Source organism: Clostridium felsineum DSM 794 (genome assembly GCF_002006355.2).
GTDB lineage: Bacteria > Bacillota > Clostridia > Clostridiales > Clostridiaceae > Clostridium_S > Clostridium_S felsineum.
In genome coordinates, this window is the sequence record NZ_CP096980.1 from 3,778,961 (window position 1) to 3,801,338 (window position 22,378).

20 protein-coding genes are annotated in these 22,378 nt (G+C 29.3%); 5 read left to right on the plus strand and 15 right to left on the minus strand.

The features are described from left to right. The first annotated feature begins 69 nt into the window (after positions 1 to 69). Together CLFE_RS17725 and CLFE_RS17730 are read left to right on the plus strand one after the other, a co-directional pair. Positions 70 to 750: a Crp/Fnr family transcriptional regulator gene (locus CLFE_RS17725; RefSeq protein ID WP_077895075.1), complete on the plus strand. Its 681-nt coding sequence runs from the start codon at positions 70 to 72 to the stop codon at positions 748 to 750. A gap of 90 nt (positions 751 to 840) precedes the next feature. Then, complete coding sequence (locus CLFE_RS17730; RefSeq protein ID WP_077895076.1) at positions 841 to 1,818, plus strand: amidohydrolase family protein; 978 nt, start codon at positions 841 to 843, stop codon at positions 1,816 to 1,818. A 76-nt stretch (positions 1,819 to 1,894) separates the two neighbouring features. Here the strand turns inward: CLFE_RS17730 and CLFE_RS17735 are convergent, their stop codons facing one another. The 6 genes from CLFE_RS17735 to CLFE_RS17760 form a co-directional block, all read right to left on the minus strand. Beyond that, complete coding sequence (locus CLFE_RS17735; protein ID WP_077895077.1) at positions 1,895 to 2,449, minus strand: hemerythrin domain-containing protein; 555 nt, start codon at positions 2,447 to 2,449, stop codon at positions 1,895 to 1,897. Between the two features lie 5 nt (positions 2,450 to 2,454). Then, on the minus strand, positions 2,455 to 3,081 hold the full coding sequence (locus tag CLFE_RS17740; protein WP_077895078.1) for a hypothetical protein: 627 nt from the start codon (positions 3,079 to 3,081) through the stop codon (positions 2,455 to 2,457). Further along, positions 3,081 to 3,275, minus strand: a complete 195-nt coding sequence (locus CLFE_RS17745; protein WP_077835904.1) for a DUF1858 domain-containing protein — start codon at positions 3,273 to 3,275, stop codon at positions 3,081 to 3,083. The genes CLFE_RS17740 and CLFE_RS17745 overlap by 1 nt, the downstream gene beginning before the upstream one ends. Positions 3,276 to 3,434: 159 nt before the next feature. Next, on the minus strand, positions 3,435 to 4,220 hold the full coding sequence (locus tag CLFE_RS17750) for a Tim44 domain-containing protein (protein WP_077895079.1): 786 nt from the start codon (positions 4,218 to 4,220) through the stop codon (positions 3,435 to 3,437). Between the two features lie 185 nt (positions 4,221 to 4,405). Then, positions 4,406 to 5,221, minus strand: coding sequence for a Tim44 domain-containing protein (locus tag CLFE_RS17755; protein ID WP_077895080.1), 816 nt, complete (start codon positions 5,219 to 5,221; stop codon positions 4,406 to 4,408). A 78-nt stretch (positions 5,222 to 5,299) separates the two neighbouring features. Continuing rightward, positions 5,300 to 6,661 carry an enhanced serine sensitivity protein SseB gene (locus CLFE_RS17760; RefSeq protein WP_250944654.1) on the minus strand — a complete coding sequence of 454 codons (1,362 nt, stop codon included), beginning with the start codon at positions 6,659 to 6,661 and terminating at the stop codon, positions 5,300 to 5,302. Between the two features lie 431 nt (positions 6,662 to 7,092). On the opposite strand from CLFE_RS17760, the gene CLFE_RS17765 reads away from it, so the two are divergent. Then, a complete protein-coding gene (locus CLFE_RS17765) occupies positions 7,093 to 8,415 on the plus strand; it encodes a prolyl oligopeptidase family serine peptidase (protein WP_077895082.1) in 1,323 nt (440 codons plus the stop codon). Positions 8,416 to 8,625: 210 nt separating this feature from the next. On the opposite strand, the gene CLFE_RS17770 is transcribed toward CLFE_RS17765, so the two are convergent. Both CLFE_RS17770 and CLFE_RS17775 read right to left on the minus strand, forming a co-directional pair. After that, positions 8,626 to 9,717: an AAA family ATPase gene (locus CLFE_RS17770; RefSeq protein WP_077895083.1), complete on the minus strand. Its 1,092-nt coding sequence runs from the start codon at positions 9,715 to 9,717 to the stop codon at positions 8,626 to 8,628. Positions 9,718 to 9,719: 2 nt separating this feature from the next. Further along, positions 9,720 to 10,517 carry an RNA ligase family protein gene (locus CLFE_RS17775; RefSeq protein ID WP_077835966.1) on the minus strand — a complete coding sequence of 266 codons (798 nt, stop codon included), beginning with the start codon at positions 10,515 to 10,517 and terminating at the stop codon, positions 9,720 to 9,722. A gap of 491 nt (positions 10,518 to 11,008) precedes the next feature. Here CLFE_RS17775 and CLFE_RS17780 point away from each other — a divergent pair, with 491 nt between their 5' ends. Continuing rightward, positions 11,009 to 12,421, plus strand: a complete 1,413-nt coding sequence (locus tag CLFE_RS17780) for a peptide MFS transporter (protein WP_077895084.1) — start codon at positions 11,009 to 11,011, stop codon at positions 12,419 to 12,421. Between the two features lie 50 nt (positions 12,422 to 12,471). Here the strand turns inward: CLFE_RS17780 and CLFE_RS17785 are convergent, their stop codons facing one another. From CLFE_RS17785 to CLFE_RS17810, 6 genes are all read right to left on the minus strand, one after another. Further along, positions 12,472 to 13,140, minus strand: coding sequence for a hypothetical protein (locus CLFE_RS17785; RefSeq protein ID WP_077835968.1), 669 nt, complete (start codon positions 13,138 to 13,140; stop codon positions 12,472 to 12,474). A 75-nt stretch (positions 13,141 to 13,215) separates the two neighbouring features. Further along, positions 13,216 to 14,109, minus strand: a complete 894-nt coding sequence (locus tag CLFE_RS17790) for a 3'-5' exoribonuclease YhaM family protein (RefSeq protein ID WP_077895085.1) — start codon at positions 14,107 to 14,109, stop codon at positions 13,216 to 13,218. Positions 14,110 to 14,170: 61 nt separating this feature from the next. Then, positions 14,171 to 14,890 (minus strand): nitroreductase family protein, encoded by a 720-nt coding sequence (locus tag CLFE_RS17795; RefSeq protein ID WP_077895086.1) that lies wholly within the window; start codon positions 14,888 to 14,890, stop codon positions 14,171 to 14,173. After that, positions 14,890 to 15,063 carry an ABC transporter ATP-binding protein/permease gene (locus CLFE_RS17800; RefSeq protein ID WP_139356227.1) on the minus strand — a complete coding sequence of 58 codons (174 nt, stop codon included), beginning with the start codon at positions 15,061 to 15,063 and terminating at the stop codon, positions 14,890 to 14,892. Before CLFE_RS17800 ends, CLFE_RS17795 begins: the two co-directional genes overlap by 1 nt. A 577-nt stretch (positions 15,064 to 15,640) precedes the next feature. Beyond that, a complete protein-coding gene (locus tag CLFE_RS17805) occupies positions 15,641 to 17,542 on the minus strand; it encodes a beta-glucoside-specific PTS transporter subunit IIABC (protein WP_077895087.1) in 1,902 nt (633 codons plus the stop codon). A gap of 165 nt (positions 17,543 to 17,707) precedes the next feature. Continuing rightward, positions 17,708 to 18,649 carry a ketopantoate reductase family protein gene (locus tag CLFE_RS17810; protein ID WP_077895088.1) on the minus strand — a complete coding sequence of 314 codons (942 nt, stop codon included), beginning with the start codon at positions 18,647 to 18,649 and terminating at the stop codon, positions 17,708 to 17,710. 149 nt (positions 18,650 to 18,798) lie between these two features. Here CLFE_RS17810 and CLFE_RS17815 point away from each other — a divergent pair, with 149 nt between their 5' ends. Beyond that, complete coding sequence (locus tag CLFE_RS17815; RefSeq protein ID WP_250944600.1) at positions 18,799 to 20,409, plus strand: IS1182 family transposase; 1,611 nt, start codon at positions 18,799 to 18,801, stop codon at positions 20,407 to 20,409. Between the two features lie 159 nt (positions 20,410 to 20,568). On the opposite strand, the gene CLFE_RS17820 is transcribed toward CLFE_RS17815, so the two are convergent. Then, on the minus strand, positions 20,569 to 21,978 hold the full coding sequence (locus tag CLFE_RS17820) for a L,D-transpeptidase family protein (RefSeq protein WP_077834077.1): 1,410 nt from the start codon (positions 21,976 to 21,978) through the stop codon (positions 20,569 to 20,571). Positions 21,979 to 22,378 lie beyond the last annotated feature (400 nt).

Here is a 22,378-nt window from a genome sequence, read left to right on the forward strand (position 1 = left end):
TTGAGCTACCATATAATTTTTGCTAAAATTAGGTTTATTAATATTATTTAATTAGGGAGCGAATATAAATTGTATAATAATGAAGTTTACTTTCCTCAATACAGAGCAAATTTTGAAAACAACTCATTAATTAACTGGAAAAATATAATTAAAAATTTAGATAGCAAAACATATACTAAGAAATCTATTATTGTTAACCAAGGAGAGAATGTTAAGTATTTATACTTTATCATTGAAGGTTTAGTGGAATACACCTACATTAATGAAGATGGTGTAGAAGAGCTAGTTGAAATTTTAGGTGCAGAAAATTTTTTTGGACTTCAATCAATATTTGGTAAAAATCCTTCAGTTGGTTCTTTTATAGCACTACAGGACTCAAAAATAATCTCTATAAGTATTTCAGAATTAAAAAAGTACATTAATCATGATAAAAATTTAGCTAATGAACTTTTGGAAGAATTATCCAAAATAACAAACGGATTAACAAGACAAATTTTTGAACAACGGCTTAATGCCGAAGAAAGAGTAGAAGAAACTATTTGCTCTTTAGCTGAATATTATAAAAAACATCAGAAGTTTAAGGATAATAAAATATTTATCCCCTTCTCTCAAAGTGATCTTGCAAGATTATCAAGAACCACTCGCGTAACTGTCACAAAAGTTCTGAGTAAATTAAGAAAATCAAATTTACTAGATACTGTATATTCGGGTATTATAATTTACAAATTTGATGAAATAAAAAAGTTATAAATTCAATCAATTGTATTCTACTTAGCAGAGTTTTAAAAAAACATATTATACAATAACCTTGTAAGAAATAAATCTTAATGGAGGTATAATATGAAAGGAAAAATAGGATTAGAGGAGCATTTTGCAATTCCAGAAACTTTAGAGTGTTCAGAAAGGTATTTTGAGAAGGATGTTTGGCCAATATTCTCAGGAAAAATTCTTGATTTAATGAAAAATCGTATTGACGAAATGGATAAAAACGGAATGGACATGATGATTCTTTCATTGAATTCACCAGCAGTTCAAGCAATCTACAATAAAAAACAAGCAATCGAAGTTGCAATGAAAGCAAATGATACAATGGCAGAAGCAATTCAGAAAAATCTAACACGTTTTAGAGGACTTGCTGCACTTCCAATGCAAGACCCTGATGCTGCAATTAAAGAAATGCACAGAGCTGTAAAAGATTTAGGCTGTGTAGGCGTTCTAGTTAATGGATACTCACAAATTGATACTGAAGATAATTATAAATATTTAGATGATCCAATGTATCTACCATTTTGGGAAGAACTAGAAAAATTAAACGTGCCATTTTATATGCATCCACGTGAACCAATGCCATGCAATATGGGTATGTACGAAGGTCATCCATGGCTTGAAGGTGCCGCATGGGCTTTTGGAGTTGAAACTGCTACTCATACATTACGTTTAATGTGCAGTGGAATTTTTGATAAATATCCAAAATTAAAATTAATATTAGGTCATTTAGGAGAAACCTTACCTTTCTGTATTTGGAGAACACAAAATAGAATAAACAAAACAGGTAGAGGAATTCCAGCAAAAAAAACATTACCAGAATACATGAGTAAAAATGTTTGGTGTACAACTAGTGGTCAATTTAGAACACCTGCATTATGGAATACTATAATGGAATTTGGTTCAGATCACATATTATTTGCTACTGATTTTCCTTTTGAAGAAGTTAGCGATGCTTGCACATGGTTTGATGCTTGTTCTATAAGTGAAACTGACAGGCTTAAAATTGGACGTCAAAATACTATTGATTTATTTAACTTAAATATAAAATAGATCATTATATTAATTTACATTTTTAGTATAATAAACAGATTACAATGTATTTTCACTGTAATCTGTTTATATTAAATTATTGATATTTCTTCTCAAGTGTCTCTAAGATTCCAATATACTTCTCTTGAATCTTAGCTCTACTAGTTTCTTCTTCAAATTTAGTGCATTCATTATTTATTTTATTTAAGGTTTCTTCGCTAAGTGCTCTTCTTGCAAATGAATATGCAACAGTATCTTCTCTCTCTATATGTCTATTCAATAAATTTGCATATCCTACAGCATTGGCTATAACATCAATTTTTGCTTCTTCATCACCAGCTTTAAGCTTATTAAGTGCCTCTTCAAGTTCTCTCATGTGAAGTCTTCCAAAGTCGTGCTCTACAAGCATACCATACTTAACTAGCTTTTCAGCTGCCCCACCTATTTCATCTACCATTCTATTAAACAAAAACTGTTCTTCTTTTCCATGATGATGTTTATCTGCATAATTCCTTACAAAATCAATAATCATTTCAAAGTCATTATAATCAATTTCTTTTCCATTTACGATACCAAAGCAAGCTTTTCTTATAACCTTAAGCATTCTTTTTATATTTTTATGTTCATCCATCATTAAAGAGATTCCATCCACTAAACTCACACCCTTTCTATTACACTTAATCCATCTTCTTTTCTACAATATTTATATACCTCTACACTTGCACTTAAAAATCCGCTAATCCAAGAATCTCTGAAATAATCGAAGTTTTTTACATCACCCTCCACTTTATCCCAATAATCCTTATGAATATCTACCGCAGTTATCCAAGAAATCTTACTTTCATTATTTTCAACTACTTGATTTACTCTATCGCAAGGCATTCCTTCAAGCATGTAATTAAATATTAAATTAAATACCTCCTGAGGGAGCGCTTCATTAATTTCAACTTCTTTAGCAGCATTTACTCCACTTTCGTAGAAAACCTTTGAAATCTCTTCCATGCTTAGTATATTGGCTTTTAATATTTCTGTTATAATATATGCCAATCTAGTTTCTACACTTATTATTCTTTCCTGAAGCCAACCATGAATATTATCGTGATTTATATTATCTTCAAGTGAACCTTTTACAGGACAACCATATTTTGAATAACTCTCATTTAGTAATTCTTCTCCGTTATATCCTTTTTCTTTAGAACGATTAATTATATCCTCAATTAAACTTTCATGTAATTGAATTTTATTGTAGAGCCAATAATGAATTTTTCCTAAAAATGCACTCACTATTTAGCCTCCTTATTTAATGCCTCTAAAAGTTCATTAACCTCTATACCATGTACTCCTGCAGCTTCTTCTATTGTTTCAGCCTGCGCTGATGGACATCCTACACAACCTAAACCAAAATCAAATAATATATCTACACAATCTGGATAATTTCTAACCACTTCGCCAATAGTCATTTCTTTAAATATTTTCATGTTTTTTCTCCTTCGTTACTTTTTATTTATGTTTCAATTATATGATTAACTTTTTTTCATTTCGGTATCCTTCGTTACGAAAATAAATTTTTATAAAAAAAATTTGTTTAAATAAGCTAACTCTATAACTTATTTAAACAAATTTGTAAAAAACATTTTCTAATTTTCCTTTTTATTATGTACATCAATTTTAAAAAAGCTTAAATCATCAATTTGGTCTATTTGCCTTATATCATCTGCAACCCATCTTGTTCCAACTCTTATAAATTTCCAATATTCTTCAAACTTGGTGCTCGTATGTGCTTGTCCTTGTATTACTTTATTGGTATCTTCATTAATTGTATAATCCACTGCTTTAGCTCTTATAAGCATCCATAGACTGTCCTTATCTGTCCCCTCATAATCTTCAAGTCCCATAGGTTCAGAGCTAATTAGCTGTACATTTTTCAAAATATTTTTTTCATGTCTAACACTCATCCATTCAGTTTTTGTTTTATGCCTATTATACAAATCCTCACTCATATATTCTTTTGCTAAATCCTGATTTCTCTCCATCCATGCCTTTTGAATATTATAAAAAGCATCTTCTACATCTTCTTTTATTTCTTCATACTTCCAATTGTCATCATCTATAGCTAAGTCTCTTATAGCCGAAATACTTTGAAGCTCTTTTTTTCCTCTTTTAATTTTAATTACAATAGCTCCCCCTGAACCTATTAAAACAAAGGATACTAAATATAAAATATCAAAAACAGGATTACTTCTTCCCCTATAATGTCCTGCCCCTCCTGCACCCGCGTGGCTGGCTCCACCTGAGCCTCCCGAACCTCCTGATGAACCACCACCACCACCTGCTCTAGCCTGCACAACACAATTTCCGCTTACAACAAAAAACATAATAACTATAAGTAACATTTTTTTTATAAATTTATTAATCCTACCCACAACTGCACTCCTCTATTTTGTTAACTTAATCTAACTACTACAATATTATTACATATATTTAATTTATATTCAAAATATATATTAAGATAAATTAAATACTAATAATTACACATTAACAAAATATCTACAAACAATCTATTTAAAATGTTAATTTAGTTACCTTAAAAATCTTTAAGAAGCATCTTCTAATCTTCCTTTTTGTTATGTACATCAATTCTAAAAAAGTCCAAATCACTAATTTCATTTGTCTGCCTTATCTCGTCTGCAACCCATCTTGTTCCCACTCTTATAAATTTCCAATATTCTTCGAATTTAGTGCTTATATGTGCTTGTCCTTGTATTACTTTATTAGTATCTTCATTAATTGTATAATCTATTGCTTTAGCTTTTATAAGCATCCATAAAATATCATTATCTGTGCCCTCATAATCTTCAAGCCCCATAGGTTCAGCTTTAAGTAGTTGTACATTTTTCAAAATATTTTTTTCATGTCTAACACTCATCCATTCAGTTTTCATTTTATGACTATTATATAAAGCCTTACTCATATATTCTTTAGCTAAATCCTGATCTTTTTCTACCCACGCCTTTTGAATATTATAAAAGGCTTGTTCTACGTCTTCTTTTATTTCTTCATACTTCCAATTGTCATCGTCTATGGATAAATTTCTTATAGCCGAAATGCTTTCAAGCTTTTTTTGTCTTCGTTTAATTTTAATTACAATTGCTCCTGCCGAACCTATTAAAACAACGGGTATTAAATACCAAATATCTAAAATAGAAAAGTTTCCTCTTTGATTACCTGTATCTGCTGAATTATTATGAATAGAATCAGCTGATGAACTGCTATAACTAGATCCACTTGAACCCCCTGAACTTCCAGAACCTCCTGATGAACCTCCACCTCCTGCCCTAGCTTGCACAACACAATTTCCACTTATCATAAAAATTATAGATATTATAATAAATGATTTTTTTATAAACTTATTGATTTTATTCATAGTAATACTCTCCCAATTTATTTTCATCCGATAAAATTATTATACAATCCTTTGCAAAAACATTATTTTTATGTTCTATTAAAACAAGCCCAAAAACTTCTTTTTATAGAAAGGCTTAACGTCTACTAATGCTTCCTTCGCCCACTTATCCATTTGCACCATATCAAGGTACTTACCATCTAAATAAGGAATTGCTACTTCTGCAATTTCATCAAATACTTTTTTATCCTTTTCACTAAAATCTATAACTATTAAATAACTCTTATTTTGATTTTTCATCATAAGTCTTAAATATGCCTTATTAATAGATTTTTTACTTCTCATATATTCCTTTATCGCTTCTATCATTTCTTTTGGATACTCTTCTGGCTCACTAAGCGTAATTTGCGTATCCTTAGGTTCAACCTTTTTCTCTACTACTTCTTCCTCTTCTTCATTTTTCTCTTCTATAATATCCTCATTGCCTTTTTCATACTGCTCTAATACTCTTCTATTTTTTTCATCTATATGAAGCGCTAATCCCCTACAATTTATAACTACTCCACTCATTTTCGAGCATAATTCCATTAATTCATCGTAAGACGCTATGTAGCCTTTCCACATATTTTTGTGATATATCCTTTCAAACTCTTCCCAATCTGTAAATGCTGGAAGCCAATTTGTATCATCATCACTTACTATGCTGGCAATTTCAGTGTCTTTTTTATTTAAAACAGTGTTTATTTGCTCTCGTGAAATTATAGGTGCTCCATTTCTAACCTTTATTGGAACTAAATATTTAGCACTTACCAATTCATCAAGCATTTTTACTTCTAGCTTACTTAAAAACTCTTTTTTACCTTTATATTCATCTCTATCATATAAATTTTGAAAAAACCTTATCATGCTATATTGCAATTTAGGATTTTCAACTGGAATATTTATTGTAAGAGTATTTTTTGAATTAAACTTTTTTAGTATCTCGTCCCTTTTAATTTCCACAGCATATTGACCATTATCTACTATTATTTTTTCTATGCCTAACCTATAAAAATTATCAAATTCATTAACTACTTCTTGTCCAATTACTCTTTTTACTTCAAGACTTATAGTTTTAGCGAAGTAATCTTTTACATGAACAGCATACTTCTCTTTTGAAAATATCCATATTCTTTCCTTGGAATCTATATATGGATATTCAGTATTTTTATCATATATAATAAACAATTCATCAGCATTTTTTATTTTCTCTAATAGTACCTTCGTAAAAATATCAATCTTTTTTTGAAAATTATCACTAATAATTGTTTGCTTTGATTTAAAAAACCTTGCAGAGCAAATTAAAAAAATAATTTCTTGAATGTTTAATCTTCGTATTTTTTTTATTGATGTATCTTTTTTTAATAAAAATACCACTCCTATTTGATCTTTTCTTGCTTCATCCAACATTGCTATCTCCATCCTTCAAATTACTACATACATATATACATTTTCCAAAAGTATGAATGTTTTTTACATTATCATATTTAATATACTATTAATTTTACAATATTTTATTATTTTATCATATTGTATTAAAAAATGCATTATAACCATTAGCAATATGCCTACTAATTTATAATAAAGTATTATTTATGTATTAATATTTGAAAGTCTTGACAACTATTACTAACTTAGTATATTATAAAATTATAATTAAACGTTTACATTTGAATATTTGGATTGTTACTGTTTTTTCAGGCGAGACCAAACTAAATAGTAAATTAATTTTACTATTTACTATGGTCTCGTTTTTTTGTCCAAATTTTCTAATGTAACCATTACATTAGCTTTAAGGTATCTTCTATAAATTCAATTTTTATTTATGAATTATTTTTAAGGGGGATTTTAAAATGCAAAAAAACACAAAAAAATTCAAAAGACTAATGTTATCTCTATTACTAAGTTTAACTATTTTATCACCTATTGCCTCAAGTGTATCGGCAAAAAGTATTCAAATTAATCATTGCTCTTATCATACAATTACTACTGTTGAAGATTGGGGGGCATCTATTCCCAAGATAATTATAAAACTAGATAAAAAAATATCTAAGAAATCTATTACAAAAGATACTTTTAAGGTATATGTAACAAGAGAAGATAAAAGACTTGATAAATCTTTAATTGATGAGGGTTACAGAGAAGTAACAACCGCTTACATTTGTGATAAAAATGGTAATTCTACAAATAGTAGTAGTAAATATGTAGCTTTAGAAATGCAAATTGGACCTAACATACAATTAAGTTCAGCTATTAACTATGACATAAAGAGTAATTTTAACAATTGGGTGAACTGTAAATATACAATTACACAACAAAAGGATATACAAACCAAATCCGGTGCAATCTCAAATTTAGTTATAAATAAAAATGAAGGAAACACAAGAGTTCTTGTTGATAAGTTTAAAACAGGTAAATTTACTTACAGTAATACTTCTTTAACTTATGCCAGCTATAAACCAGCAAACAATGGAAAGAAAAGGCCATTGATAATATGGTTACATGGACTTGGTGAAGGTGGTACTGATGCTACTATACCTATTTCAGCAAATAAAGCTGACAATTTTGTATCAAAAGATATGCAAGCATACTTTCATGGAGCATACGTTCTAGTACCTCAAACACCTGGCCGTTGGATGGATGGTTTTAAAAGTTTTGGTGATGGGACTTCTGTGTATGAAAATGCTCTTATATCTTTAATTAAAAATTACATTCATAGCCATAATGATATTGATACCAATAGAATATATATTGGAGGCGATTCTAACGGTGGATATATGACAATGCTAATGATTAGAGATTATCCTAAATATTTTGCAGCAGCATTTCCAACCTGTGAAGCTCTAAGTGATAATTTAATTTCTGATGCAGATATTAATAAAATAAAAAATCTCCCTATATGGTTTACAGCTGCTAAAACAGATCCTGTTGTTGATCCATCTAAATATGTTCTTCCTACATACAACCGTTTGATTAAAGCAGGTGCAAAGGATGTTAATCTGTCATATTTCGATAATGTAGTTGATACTTCAGGTTTATATAAAAAACAAGATGGCACACCATATGAATATAACGGTCACTGGTCTTGGATTTATGTACTTAATAATCAATGCACAAAACAAGATAGTAGACTAACAATTATGCAGTGGTTATCTAAGAAATCCTTAAAGAAATAAATAAAACAGAGCTGAGTACTTTTTTGTACCCAGCTCTGTTTATTCTTTATATTTTTATTGTCTTTTACTTTTTTATGTGGATTAAAAAAACTAAGCCATATGTACATAAGACATATTATTACTAAGGCAATTATAATCCATATTGTGTTTATTCGTTTCATTTAATTAACTCCCCTTTTAATATTAATAATTATTTTACTAAGTTCTAAGTCATCTTTGAATTTCTTCCCCCTCAAGCATATCCATATTCTTTATCATTTTATTTATAATATTAACTGGCACTGACCTTTTTCTTAATTTATTTCTTTTCAGCAACTCTTTGTATTCAACTTCTAAATATATAAACCTAACCCTTGCTCCATAAGCTGTACATAATCTTATTAATTTTTGCCTATTTTCTCTTTTTAAATTTGTTGCATTCCAAACAAAAGCTTCTTTTTTTCTCAAAAATTCTTTTGCTCTAGAAAATGCAATAGTTCCAACTTTTCCAAAACCTTTTTTAGGTGAAATATTAATTTCTTCTCTAATATCATCTAAGGATATTACTTTTAAACTCTTTAGTTTTTCATTTATATAAGTATCCTTCCCCACTAAAGGAACTCCTACCATTATTTTAACTTCAAAATCTCTATTATCAAAAACTTCTGATGTAAAATGTACATTTCCTTTTGTAAAATATAAAAATCTTGTATAGTCATTTTTAAATTTTTTTGGTCCATAAAAGCATCCAAGCTCCTTTGAGTATGACTTAAAATACATAACTTTTTCAAGCATTATTTCTTTATCAGCACATATACGTCCCATTAAATCACACTTAGACAATAAATAGAGTAACTTCAGGTTAGTTACTTCGGCAGCCTTTATAATATCATAATCAATACTTTCTCTTTCAAGAAAATACAAGGGTAACCCATGATATCTTATCAAGGAAGCAATATCTTCTCTCAAATCCTTTTTTATTTCGTATTCTCTATAAGCTAAGTCTCTAAATACCTTTGCTCCCTTTATAGCATGGCGTGGGGAAACTATTTGTCCTTCTTCATTTCTTGTGGTGAAAACTTTTCCTATATCATGAAACAATGCAGCAAAATACAGCACAGCCCTTTCTTCTTCCTTTAAATCTTTCCACTCCTCTAACTTTAAGACCTCCATACAAACCAAACTTGTATGCTTATAAACATTTCCTTCACCATGATAGCTTCTGTTCTGTTCTACAACTTTAAGCTTTTCTATAATTTCAAACTCTTTAGCTATTTCTTTGAAATTATAGTTTTTCTCTTGTAAAAATTTTTTAATATCCATCACTACACCCCACTATTAAAAATATCTATTTGATCTTTTAGTTTATTGGGGATTATAGGCCTATTTACCCAATGAGTTTCAGAATCCATAATCGTATTTAAAAATGAAGCTCTAACATACTTGAGCCTTCTAAGAACATATTTATCATCTTCTACCTTTATATATATTCCTTCCATTAAATCAGTAAAATCCGTCTGCTTTTTTACTAACTCATAAGACAAACCTGATTCTTTGCATACAGTCTCTAAATTCTTTTTCCATTTATGTGATTTGAAATTAGATTTATTTAAAAGAAGCTTTATTTCATCTATAGAATTTATTTTTCCTTCTTTCAATATCAAAACTGACTTTATAAAATTAAAATCTTCAAGCATTTCCTTCCTTCTTTTGGTACTTAAAAATTTTTCCTCAATCTTATCAAACATATCAAATTCCATAAAATAATGTTCTAATTCATCATAAAATACAGTATGTTTTGCATAGAGCCATTCTCCATACATAACATATCTACTACCCAAAAGCTTCCAAAGCTTATATTTAAATGTATTTGCCCAAGTTTTGAATAAATCAAATTGTTTTTCTCCATATCCACCATTTAAAAAGTGTCCTCTACTCTGAAGATACATTTTTCCATTCCTATCAAAGCTAATACCACAATTTGCTCCATCTACCTTTTCTTCAAGTACACAAAACTTTTCTTTGATATCATGAAATTTCACGCCTTCTAAGTCTTCATCTCCATTTTGAAATTTTGATCCTTCAAGATGCTGAGTTCTTGGGTATTTATATAATCTTTCCAAATTCAATTCATCTCCTTTAAATTTTTATAAACAAAAAAGCGCTGCATTATTTAACCTTCTACAACACTAATAAACCTAAAAGAGATATTATTTTTTAGGAAAATCACTATGTTATAAAAAGTAAATTGTAATAAACTAAAAATTTACGCATCTGAATAAACCCATTAAAATACTTGTTTTTAATGAATTTATACTTGCCTTAAATTTCGTCTAAATAATCTACCCTATTACATAACAATTCTCCTCATAATTTTCATTTAATGCTTTATTATAACATTTAAATTGTACAAAATCAACATTTGACATTTAGTTAATATTTTCACACTTCTAATGCTAATTTTTTTGTATTTCTTGTTATTTTTTATTTATTTTGTTTTTATTAAGGTTTTTCTTTAACAATTATTTTGACTTATGGAAATTAAAAACTTGCAGAATATTAATTTGATTGATAAAATTAAAACACGATTAAAATGTAGAAAAGAGGTTTAATGATGACAGTTAGGCAGACAAATAGCGCAATTATAAATGAAGCTTCTCAAAACAAAAAATTCAAAACAAAACATCCACCGGGCTTATATATGCTATTTTTCACAGAAATGTGGGAACGATTTAGTTATTATGGTATGAGAGCTTTACTTGTAATGTATTTAACTACAAAATTTGTACAAGGTGGACTTGGTGTTAGTGATGCTACTGCAACAAGTTTATATGGTACTTTCACTTCTCTCGTATACCTTACTCCAATAATTGGTGGATACCTCTCAGATAGATATCTTGGTCAAAGGAAGGCTATAACTATTGGTGGAATAATTATGGCTATTGGACAACTTACCTTGTTCTCTAATCAAAGTATGACCGCTTTATATGCTGGATTACTTTTACTTATAGTTGGTAATGGTTTCTTTAAGCCAAACATCTCCACATTAGTAGGTCAACTGTACCCAGAAGGAGATAAAAGAAAAGATTCAGCGTTTACTATTTTCTATATGGGAATAAACTTAGGTTCATTCTTTGCCCCATTAATATGTGGTACTTTAGCTGAAAGCGTAATGGCGACAACATCAAGCGCCGGACAGATTTTACACTACGGATTTAGATACGGCTTCTTAGTTGCTGGTATTGGCATGATTATCGGACAAATTATTTTTAATGCTTTATCAAACAGATTTCTTGGAGATATCGGTAAAGTTCCAGTTACTAAAAGGACTACAAACACTACTGATAAACAAGAAAAAAATAGACCTTTAACTAAACAAGAAAGAAATAGAACTATTGTTATCTGTATATTAGCAGTTTTTGTAATAGTTTTCTGGACAGGCTATGAACAGGCAGGAAGTTCCTTTACTCTCTATACTCAGAATTTTTTAAATAGGCATGTTGGTGGTTTTGACGTACCAGTTTCTTGGTTCCAATCGCTAAATCCACTTTTCATATTAATTCTTGGAATACCTATGTCAAAATTATGGTTAAAGTTAGCTTCTAGCAAAAAAGGTGATTTAAGTATCCCAACAAAAATGGCTTTGGGCTTAATACTTTTAGGTTTAGGTTTCCTACTTATGGTTGGAGCTGCTATGCAGAATAACGGAAATGCTGCAAGTAATGCTATGAAGGCCAGTATGCTTTGGATGGTAGGCGCTTACTTCTTACATACAATTGGAGAGCTTTGCTTATCACCGGTTGGTCTTTCAATGGTAAGTTCACTAGCACCAGCTAAATTTGCATCACTTCTAATGGGTGTATGGATGCTAAGTAACTTTGTTGCTAATAAGTTAGCTGGAGTTGTTGCTGGATATACTGAAACTTTAGGTTATTCACAAATATTTGGTGTCTTATCTGGTCTAGCTATACTAATAGGTGTCATATTATTAGTTTTAAATAAAAAATTAGTAAAAATGATGGAATAAAGCACATAAAAGCTTGTATTGTTACAATTAAACAATACAAGCTTATTTTTTTAATTATCCTGTTTACAAGAATATTGAAATTGTGGCTGCGTTTGAATATAGTAACCTGTTCTTACTTCACCTATCCAATTTTGAAAAATTGATTTCCAGTCATTTCTTCTAAAGAAAGTTTCAATAGGATTTACTGCTGTAGAATCCCATTCTAATATTAAAAATGGTGCAATTCCAAAAGACCAAATTCCGTTTTGTTCTACACCTATTTCTCTTATTAGAAGTAGAGGAAGACCATATTGATAAGCCATTCCAGGCTCTATTTGAGCAAAAGGACTCCCCTCCCAAACATCTCCCCCTATAGGTTGGTTAAGATTATTTTCTATTAAGCTAACTCTTCTTTGCCTTAAATTAAGCGACACCATTCCATAGCTAGATGCAATCATTCTACGAATATTAGTTAGAGGTGTTTCTGGATATTGTTCACTTATAGGAAGAGTTCGAGGAAACAGCAGTGCTCTTCTGATTTGCCTTATTATTGCATCTACAAATTGCTGCTGAATTGTATTTAATCTACTAGGATGACTTAAAAATACTGGTATTCTAAATAACAGATTAGCTGATTCCCTCATCAGTTCAGTAGGCTCAGCTTGTTTCATAATTTTATTTAAGCTTTGATCTTCTAATGCATTATCGTCTTTATCTATTTTAACCTTAGTTTTATCCACATTTATCCCTTCTTTCAATATTATACTATGTGGATAACAAAAATGAAGTGCAAAATTAGTCTTTGCACTTCATTTTTATAAATATAATTTTCTCTCAATTCTTCTATCAAATTCTGACCAAGTATTAGGCTCTGTTTTCTCCTTTAACTGAGATATTTTATTCATAGTAGCATCTATTGAATCTGCATAATTAATTATAAAGGACTCTTCCATATTCATTTCCCTTGGAGATCCAAACTCAAGCTTACCATGATGTTGAACAATACACCCCTTTATTCTGTTAACAAAGTCTTCTGTATAAAAATTTGGTTTCTCCTTTACTGCTCCATCTACAAGTTCTACACCGATAACAATGTGTCCTTCCATTTGCCCTCTCATAGTATATTTAAAAGGTCCATTGCAATCATATTCATAAACCTTACCTATATCATGAAGCTTTGCTGCTAATACTGCTGTTTCTGTTCTTCTACACTCATACTTTTCACAAAGTTCAGCAGTTATCTTCATTACTCCTAAAGTATGTTCTGCAAGTCCACCAATATAATTATGATGCATAGAAACTCCTCCTATGCCATTTTTAAATTTATTTATAAACTCATCATTCTTAAAAAAATAATCATTCAAAGATTTTCCTTCTCTTGACAGAACATATCTATCCGTATACAAATCCATTTCCTTCATTATGTCTTCAATAGGTCTCTTAACCGTTGGAAGATAATCTGTTAAATTATAATTTTCTATAACTTTATAACTTTTAACCTCTAAATTTATATTTTTGCTTCCTTTTAGCTCCAATACCATACCTGGCTTAAGATTATCTCTACCTGGCACGCTAGCCTTTACTTCTCCTGTTTTATCTGCTAGTATACATATACTTTTATCTGTCTCTCTAAATATTATTTTCATTATCATTAATGATATTTTTATATTATCTTTATCTTTTAAGTTTATTAAGAAACTTTCCTTCATCTATACTCACTCTCCAAAATTAAGCTTTTAATTTAGATTGTGCTATAGATAATTTTTTATACTACTTAATAAATTCTGCCCCATTTCCCCACTGCCATTTTCCACCTTTAGCACCTGTTTCAAAATGAAGTTTTGCAATACCAAGATCAATTTCTTCATACTCATTATCTCCATTTACACGTGCTGAAACAATGCCATTCTCAAATTTAAATTTAACCGGCTGCTTATTTATAGCTGAGGGTGCTTTTTGCACTGCCTTCATCCCCTCTTTAAACCAAGCTGGGACTTCTTCCTTTGATTCATACATTTGTTCTACCGTTTTTGTTTTTCTATGAATTAAATTTGATATAAGCTTTTCCTTAATACTGCTATTTTTTTTAACATTTCCTATTGCAATTACACCAATTAAACTTTCTCCTGTTTTTATGTCACAGGTACAGGCATCCTTATCAAAGGTTCCACCTACCCAACATGTTCCTAATCCCATCCTTGTTGCTTCTAATACAATTTTTTCACCATAATAACCTATTTTTTCTCTTAACAATTTATCATTTTTCCCTACTAAACCAATATAATTTTCTACTCCACTAAACATACCATAACTTTTTTTAAGGTTCTGGAATGCCCTACCATCATCTAAAATCAATTGAAGCTTCAAATCTCCTTCTTTGTTTACTTTTTCTATCAAATTTTTAAGATGTACAACTTTATTGTCCTCTATGCTTTCTTTAACATATTTTCTTCTTGAACATCTTACATCAATTGCATCCATCAAATCCATTAATCTTCCTCCTCACTATTTTTAAATTGATTAAAACACATATAATAATACTCACCTTTTTTTATGAGTTCATCGTGATTCCCTATTTCTATAATCTCACCACCATCAATTACCATTATCTTGTCAGCATCTCTTATAGTAACTGTAAAAAGATGGATATCTTGAAGCGCCATACCCAAAAAGCTTCTAAGATTATTAAGTGTACTATGCTTTATATTTAAATTATCTATAAAAATTTCACCTTTAGTAATATTATAAAATTTATTATTGTAGTTTTTTCAGCTCCTGTGGGACCAATTAAGGCTATTGTTTCATCCTTTTTACAATTTCTTGGCTTGAACTGCTATTAAAAAGCCTTGAAAGAGAGTTAACCCTGCATCAATAATATATGATATTGCTAGCGCTAATATCATTGTAGTTAAAAGATTTAGAAATTCTTTAAGTTTACTATTTCTTCTATTTAAGCATTATTTAAAACTATAATTTTATCAATATACATTACAGAAGTCATTCTTTGATCTATTAAAATACATGTTAAATCTTCTGAGTATTTTTTAGCCCTTCTCTTATTTTAACTTCTGCATCCATATCAACAGAACTGGTGGAATCAATTCAAGCTAATACATATAATCTAATTGTCTAAACTATATCAATATTATAGCTATACTTTTATTAAAATACCATATAAAAGTAGATAATAAAAATCTCCCCTCACTTTATTAAGTTTGGAGAGATTTATAATTCAAATTCTTATACCATTAATGTTAAAAGCTCATCTTTATAGTCAACTTTTCTTTTATCTGTTAAAACAACATTTAAATAGTTATTAGAATTGCTAATAATTATAGGTGTTATTATATCGTAACCTTCTTTTTTTATAGCTTCAATATCCATTTCCATTAAAACTTGCCCTGCTTTTATTTTATCACCTTGTTTTACTTTAGGATTAAAATGCTTACCTTTTAATTCAACTGTATTAATTCCGACATGGATTAATATTTCAGCCCCTTCATTACTTGTAATCCCTATTGCATGAAAAGTAGGAAATAATGTTGTCAAAACACCATCTACGGGTGAAACTATCTTACCTTCACTTGGTTCTATTGCAATACCTCTTCCCAAGTCTCCATTAGCAAATGCTTCATCCTTTACCTCTGTCAAAGCCTTTGTTTCTCCTTTTAGTGGGCTAAAAACAACCTCTCTCTTCACTAGTATATCTTTCTTATTTTCTGCTATAGTGTCATTATGAACTTCCTCATCCTTATATCCACTAAAGAACATTATTACAAATCCAAGTACAAATGCTACTATAATAGATACTATAGCACCATAAAATCCTGTATCTATTCCTTTAGGTCCTATATAACTTGGTATTCCAAATATACCTAGTCCTCCAAACATATATAGCTTACTTCCCATAGCACCTAAAATAGCACCACCTATTGCTGCACCAATACAACTTATAACAAAAGGTTTTTTACGTGGCAGCGTAACACCATATATGGCTGGCTCTGTAACACCAAAAATTCCTGATATAAATGCTGGTATAGATATTGATTTTAACTTTTGGTCTTTTGTCTTAAGCATTATTGCTAAAACTACACCAATCTGAGCGAAAGATGCCCCAAAAGTAAGTGCTATAATAGGATCATACTTTAATACAGATAAGTTATTTATAAGTATAGGAACTAATCCCCAATGCAATCCGAATATAACAAATACCTGCCATAAGCCTCCAAGGAAAATTCCTGCAATAATAGGACTTAAACTGTACATACCAAGTGTCACTGCTCCAAGTAATTTACCTGCCCAAGTTGCTATAGGTCCTATAACTAATAAGGATAAAGGCGCAACAACCAAAAGTGTACAAAAAGGAACTAAGAATGTTTTAACTACATCTGGTATTATACTTCTAAAAAATCTCTCTATTTTTGCTCCTACATATACGGTTAAAACTATCGGAATAACACTTGAAGAATAACTCATTAATATAACTGGAATTTTTAAAAATGTTAAGTATACTGGTGAAGATATAACCGTTCCTGTAAGTACTGTGTATAGTGGTTTTCCTGCCGTTAAACTTGAAAGTGCAGGATAAACTAGTATTGCTCCTAGAGTCATACCAATAAAATGATTTGCATTAAACTTTTTTGCAGCTGTATATCCTAAAAATATAGGTAAAAAATAAAAGAAACTATCACCTATTGCATTTAAGACTATATAAGTTCCTGAAGTGTTAGTCAAAATCTTTAGAGATATGAGGAGTGCATTAAATCCCTTTATCATACCTGTAGCAGCAAGAACTCCTAGTGTAGGTGAAAATACTCCAGAAATAGTATCAATAAAACTATTAAATAAATTCTTTTTTTCATCAACTGATGAATCCTGTGCTCCATCTTCTACATTAAGACCACCAACCGCTACCACATCAGCATATACATCAGGAACATGATTTCCAATAACAACTTGATATTGCCCCCCACTTTTTATTACTGTTACAACTCCATTCATTTTTTTCAAAACGTCTGTATTAGCTTTACTTTCATCTTTTAATTTAAAACGTAATCGCGTAATACAATGCGTCAGACTATTTATATTTTCTTTTCCACCAACATTATCTAATATATCTTTGGCTAATTTTTCATATTTCATGCTGACTTCTCCTCTCTTCCTTTCTCATCTCATATAATGAAAAATACTACACACAATTGAAAAATGTTTTCGCATTATGTGTAGTATTAGTTTTTTAACGTTTTTTATGAGTAGTTTAGCAGCATGAAAAATTAACCATATAATATTAAAAAACTTCATTTCCTATTATTTAAAATTAAATTCACCACTGTTTTTATCTTCTAAAGTTCTAATCATATGATAAAAAAGTGCATTAATTGGAGTTGGAACCTTTAACTTTTCTCCTAATCTAACCATTGTTCCAGAGAACATCTCGACTTCTGTTTTTCTTCCAGCTTCTATATCTTGAAGCATAGAAGTTCTACCACTAGCATTAATTTGCTTTAAAACTTCCCTTTGTTTTATTAAGTCCTCAGTTGAAATATCAACTCCTAATTTTTGTGCTACTTCAATAACTTCATGCATAGCTGCCTCTCTAACATAATTAGCATGTATATTCTCTCTCCATGCTCCAAACGGAATTCCTAAAATTGCTGAACTTTGATTTTCAGAAACATTACACATGAATTTCTTCCAAATAGCACGAATCATATCCTTTTCAATTACATATTTTATATTAGCAGCATCAAATAATTTGCTTAATGCTACCACTCTTTCACTGAGCTTGTCATTCTTCTTTTCTCCAAATTCTATATTACAAGATTCCGGTCTATAGATCACATTATTTTCAATCCTAGTAACAGCTGCACGAGTTACTGAATAAATTACCTTTTCTTCTCCATAAATTTTTGAAATAATTTCTTCACTTTCTATCCCATTCAAAAGTGACATAATAATAGTATTATATCCAACTTGGTTTTTAATACTGTGAAGTGCTTCATTAAATTGATTCATTTTTGTAGCTATAATTATTAAATCTGCTGCAGGCATACTCTCACTTGCACTAACCACTTTAAATTTATGTAAAACTCCATTAATTACAGCGCCTTCATTTTCTATTCTATTTTTCCTGTCTCCATCTGCAATAACTCTAAAATTTTCATATCCGACAGCTTTAATAATACCTTGAGCTATATAACAACCAATTGCTCCTAACCCAACTAATGCTACTGTTTTAATATTTTTCATAAGTATACCTCTTTTCATTTATTTATTTTATAATATTTATGATAAAAAAGGGGCTGTTGCAAAACTAAAAAATAGTTTTGCAATAGCTCCTTTGTTGTATATAAAAAATGTGAGTTCCGAAGAACTCACATTGATTGTATAATTAAATTATGAACGTAACTAAATTATACACAAAAAATTATAATCAATTTAATGATAATTTGCAACTTATATTACCATTAAATTTAGAAAACTTAATACCAGAAGATGATTCGGTTCGTTTGCTAAGCTATTTGTTGGAGGGATTAAATTATAAAAAATTGTACAAGGCGTATTCTTCCGTAGGAAGAAAATCAGCAGTTGAACCCAAAATCATGTTCAAAATAATATCTTATGCTTATTCTCAAAATATTTATTCAAGTAGAAAGATAGAAAAAGCATGCAAAAGAGATATAAATTTCAAATGGCTACTTCAAGGCTTTAAAGCACCTGATCACGCTACTATAAGTAGATTTCGAAAAAAATATCTTTCAAATGAAGTGATTGAAGATTTATTTTATCAACAAGTTAACTATTTAGCTAAAGAAAAAGAATTATTATTTGAAAATGTATTTATCGATGGTACTAAAATTGAGGCAAATGCCAACCGATATACTTTTGTTTGGAAGAAAGCTATTTATAAAAATGAAGGTAAGATGTTTGATAAAATTATTGCTCTTGTTAAAACCATTAATCTTGAAAGATTAATGAAATTCACTATTGAGAGAGAAACTTTGATTGATGATATAAACAAAATTCTTCAATGGCTTTTATTTGAAAAAGAAAAAAGAAATATAGAGTTTGTTCATGGAATCGGTAAAAGAAAAACTGCAATTCAAAAGTGGATAGAACAACTATCACAATATAAAGAAAGACAAGAAAAATATAATTTAAGTAAGAAAATATTTTCAAAAAGAAATAGCTATTCTAAAACTGATACTGATGCAACTTTCATGCATATGAAAGATGATCATATGAGAAATGGTCAATTAAAACCTGCCTATAATGTACAAATAGCAGTTGATAGTGAATATGTAACTGGTGTTGGAGTATTTGATGATAGAAATGATATAGCAACATTAATACCAATGATTACTAATATGCAAGAAAAAATTGGTCATAAATATACTAATGTGATTGCAGATTCTGGTTACGAAAGTGAAGAAAACTATTTGTTTTTAGAGTCTAATAATCAAATACCATATATAAAACCTCAAACTTATGAGAAATGGAAAAAAAGAAGTTTTAAAAACGACATCAGTAAGCGTGAAAATATGAAATATGATGTTAAAACAGATACATATATTTGTCATAATAATAGAAAATTATTCCCATCATATATTATTCATAAAAAATCTGCAAGTGGGTATACGTCTGAGGTTACTGTTTATGAATGTGAAAATTGCGATAACTGCACTTTGAAATCAAAGTGCACAAAAGCAAAGAATAACCGAAAAATGCAGGTTTCAAAGACTTTTATTAAAAAGCGTCAAATTTCATACAACAATATCAAAACTGAATTGGGAACTAAATTGAGAATGAACAGATCTATTCAAGTTGAAGGTGCGTTTGGAATTTTAAAAAGCGACTATGAATTCAAAAGATTTTTAACACGTGGAAAAAATAGTGTAAAAACTGAATTTATTTTGCTTTGTTTTGGATATAACATTAACAAATTACATTTAAAAATCCAAAATGAAAGAACTCAAAAGTATCTTCACGAATTAAAAACTATTTCCTAATTATGGAATAATATAGTTAGGTTTATTTTAGTGCGTCAAAATCTCATGGAAATTCAAATAATTAATATAGTATTTAAAATATTAGGCAATTTTATAGCTTAAACAAAAAAAGAGCATCGCTCATGATTAATTTTAATCATTTTGCGACACTCCCCTTTTTTATTCATAATAACAAACAATTGGAGTTCCTGCATCGATATTTTCATATATTGTTTTTGCCAAATCGAATGGTGAATTTACACAACCATGTGAACCATTTGTTAGATATATATTTCCTCCAAATTGTGTTCTCCAATTCGCATCATGAATTCCAATTCCTCCATTAAACGGCATCCAATAACTAACAGGTGAACTGTAGCCTTGACCTTTCAATGTTGCATTTCTCTCTTTATATTTAAGTCTGTATACTCCCGCAGGTGTTGTATCATTCAAACTTACATTTCCAGTAACAACGTCACCTTGAACTACTAAACTACCATTTTTATAAAACCACAAATGCTGTTTTGATAAATCTACTTCTACATAAGTATTTCCAATGTCGTTAGCATCATGTGATGCAGCTTTTTGGCTATATGTTGGATCCTTTTCTTTAGTCTCACCTTTTTTGATTGCATCATTTAAATCTTGCATTTCCTTAGTAGTATTAATAGACCATCCATAGTCACCGCCACTAACATTTATAGTATTTCCTGAAGATGTAGCAAAGCTTCTCTGTTTACCAATTGTATTGCAAGGACTAAAAATTCCATTTAGATAATTTTTTTCTTGGCTATCATTAATTGTAACATTAAGATTATCATCAACCTTAAGCCACTTGTTTATCACTGAACCATCTATAGTTTCTTTATTATTACCTAAATTGTATGTTATCTTTGAAGCTATATATTTATTAAGAAGATCTTTAGTTTCTTTGACTTTAGGAGATTTCGAAGTATATTTGGGTTCTACATATGCTCCAATTTTTTCTAAATCTATTGTAGAATCTTGATTTTTAAGTGCTTTTTCTATTTTATTATATATTATATCTTTATTAACCTTATTTCCTCTTACTTCCTTTATAACTACATAACCTTTATCTGTATAGTTAAAGCTTGGATTTTTAGGTTCTACAACTGTACTTCCACCTACACATGCTAAGCTATTGAGCTTTTGCTGTAATAACTTATCATCATATGAAATTTTATCAGTCATTTTAGAATTATTTGAACTAAATACTGATGCAACCCATTTATACGGGCTCTGCTTATTTTTAAAACTAGAATAATTTCCTTGTGAATCATATTTTACCTTAATATCTTCTGCTTTTATAATTTCACTTTTTCCATCTCGTTCTTTAATTTTTAATGTATAATTTTTAAGTTTGCTATTCATCTCAGATTTTACTTGATCTACTGTTTTTCCTGAAACGCTAATGTCATTGATTTTAGATCCAAAATAGAAATGATTTGTAAAATACTTGGCCATTCCTAAATATATAACAAGTAAAATACCTAAAACAATACCTATACCTATAGTAACAGTTTTGCGTTTACTTTTTTCTGTTCCTTTTTCTGTTTCCGTAGTACCCATCCCCTTTACAACTTAACAAAAATCCGAATTTTATATTTTGTTTTTATAATAAATCTTACAGTTAATTCTATGTATTAATAACAATACTTAAAACAATACACTAATATTTTTCGAAAATTATTTTTATTAATTAACTTATTCTTTTATATAAGTTTCTTAAATAATTGAATCTTATATGCAAAATTCTACATTAAGGTAATATGTCCCATCTTAACTACTTATTAATAATTCAAAATTCTACTTATACTACTTATTTCTCCTTTATTATGTGGGTTTCTACTAAATTCTTCCTTCCTAAAATTATTTGTTATTATCATCTATTAAACTATTATACAAAACTCCGCGACCATTTACCACTATTTTAGACATATTATTAAATATGTAATTGCAGCCCACTTTT

Coding starts and splice junctions, on each gene's coding strand:
- CLFE_RS17760 (WP_250944654.1), bottom strand. CDS start 6,661: ATGGAGATAGCAATGTTGGATGAAGCAAGAAAAGATCAAATAGGAGTG.
- CLFE_RS17770 (WP_077895083.1), bottom strand. CDS start 9,717: ATGGATATTAAAAAATTTTTACAAGAGAAAAACTATAATTTCAAAGAA.
- CLFE_RS17780 (WP_077895084.1), top strand. CDS start 11,009: ATGACAGTTAGGCAGACAAATAGCGCAATTATAAATGAAGCTTCTCAA.
- CLFE_RS17795 (WP_077895086.1), bottom strand. CDS start 14,890: ATGGATTTGATGGATGCAATTGATGTAAGATGTTCAAGAAGAAAATAT.
- CLFE_RS17790 (WP_077895085.1), bottom strand. CDS start 14,109: ATGAAGGAAAGTTTCTTAATAAACTTAAAAGATAAAGATAATATAAAA.
- CLFE_RS17755 (WP_077895080.1), bottom strand. CDS start 5,221: ATGAATAAAATCAATAAGTTTATAAAAAAATCATTTATTATAATATCT.
- CLFE_RS17820 (WP_077834077.1), bottom strand. CDS start 21,978: ATGGGTACTACGGAAACAGAAAAAGGAACAGAAAAAAGTAAACGCAAA.
- CLFE_RS17730 (WP_077895076.1), top strand. CDS start 841: ATGAAAGGAAAAATAGGATTAGAGGAGCATTTTGCAATTCCAGAAACT.
- CLFE_RS17815 (WP_250944600.1), top strand. CDS start 18,799: ATGAACGTAACTAAATTATACACAAAAAATTATAATCAATTTAATGAT.
- CLFE_RS17745 (WP_077835904.1), bottom strand. CDS start 3,275: ATGAAAATATTTAAAGAAATGACTATTGGCGAAGTGGTTAGAAATTAT.
- CLFE_RS17800 (WP_139356227.1), bottom strand. CDS start 15,063: ATGGCGCTTCAAGATATCCATCTTTTTACAGTTACTATAAGAGATGCT.
- CLFE_RS17765 (WP_077895082.1), top strand. CDS start 7,093: ATGCAAAAAAACACAAAAAAATTCAAAAGACTAATGTTATCTCTATTA.
- CLFE_RS17805 (WP_077895087.1), bottom strand. CDS start 17,542: ATGAAATATGAAAAATTAGCCAAAGATATATTAGATAATGTTGGTGGA.
- CLFE_RS17810 (WP_077895088.1), bottom strand. CDS start 18,649: ATGAAAAATATTAAAACAGTAGCATTAGTTGGGTTAGGAGCAATTGGT.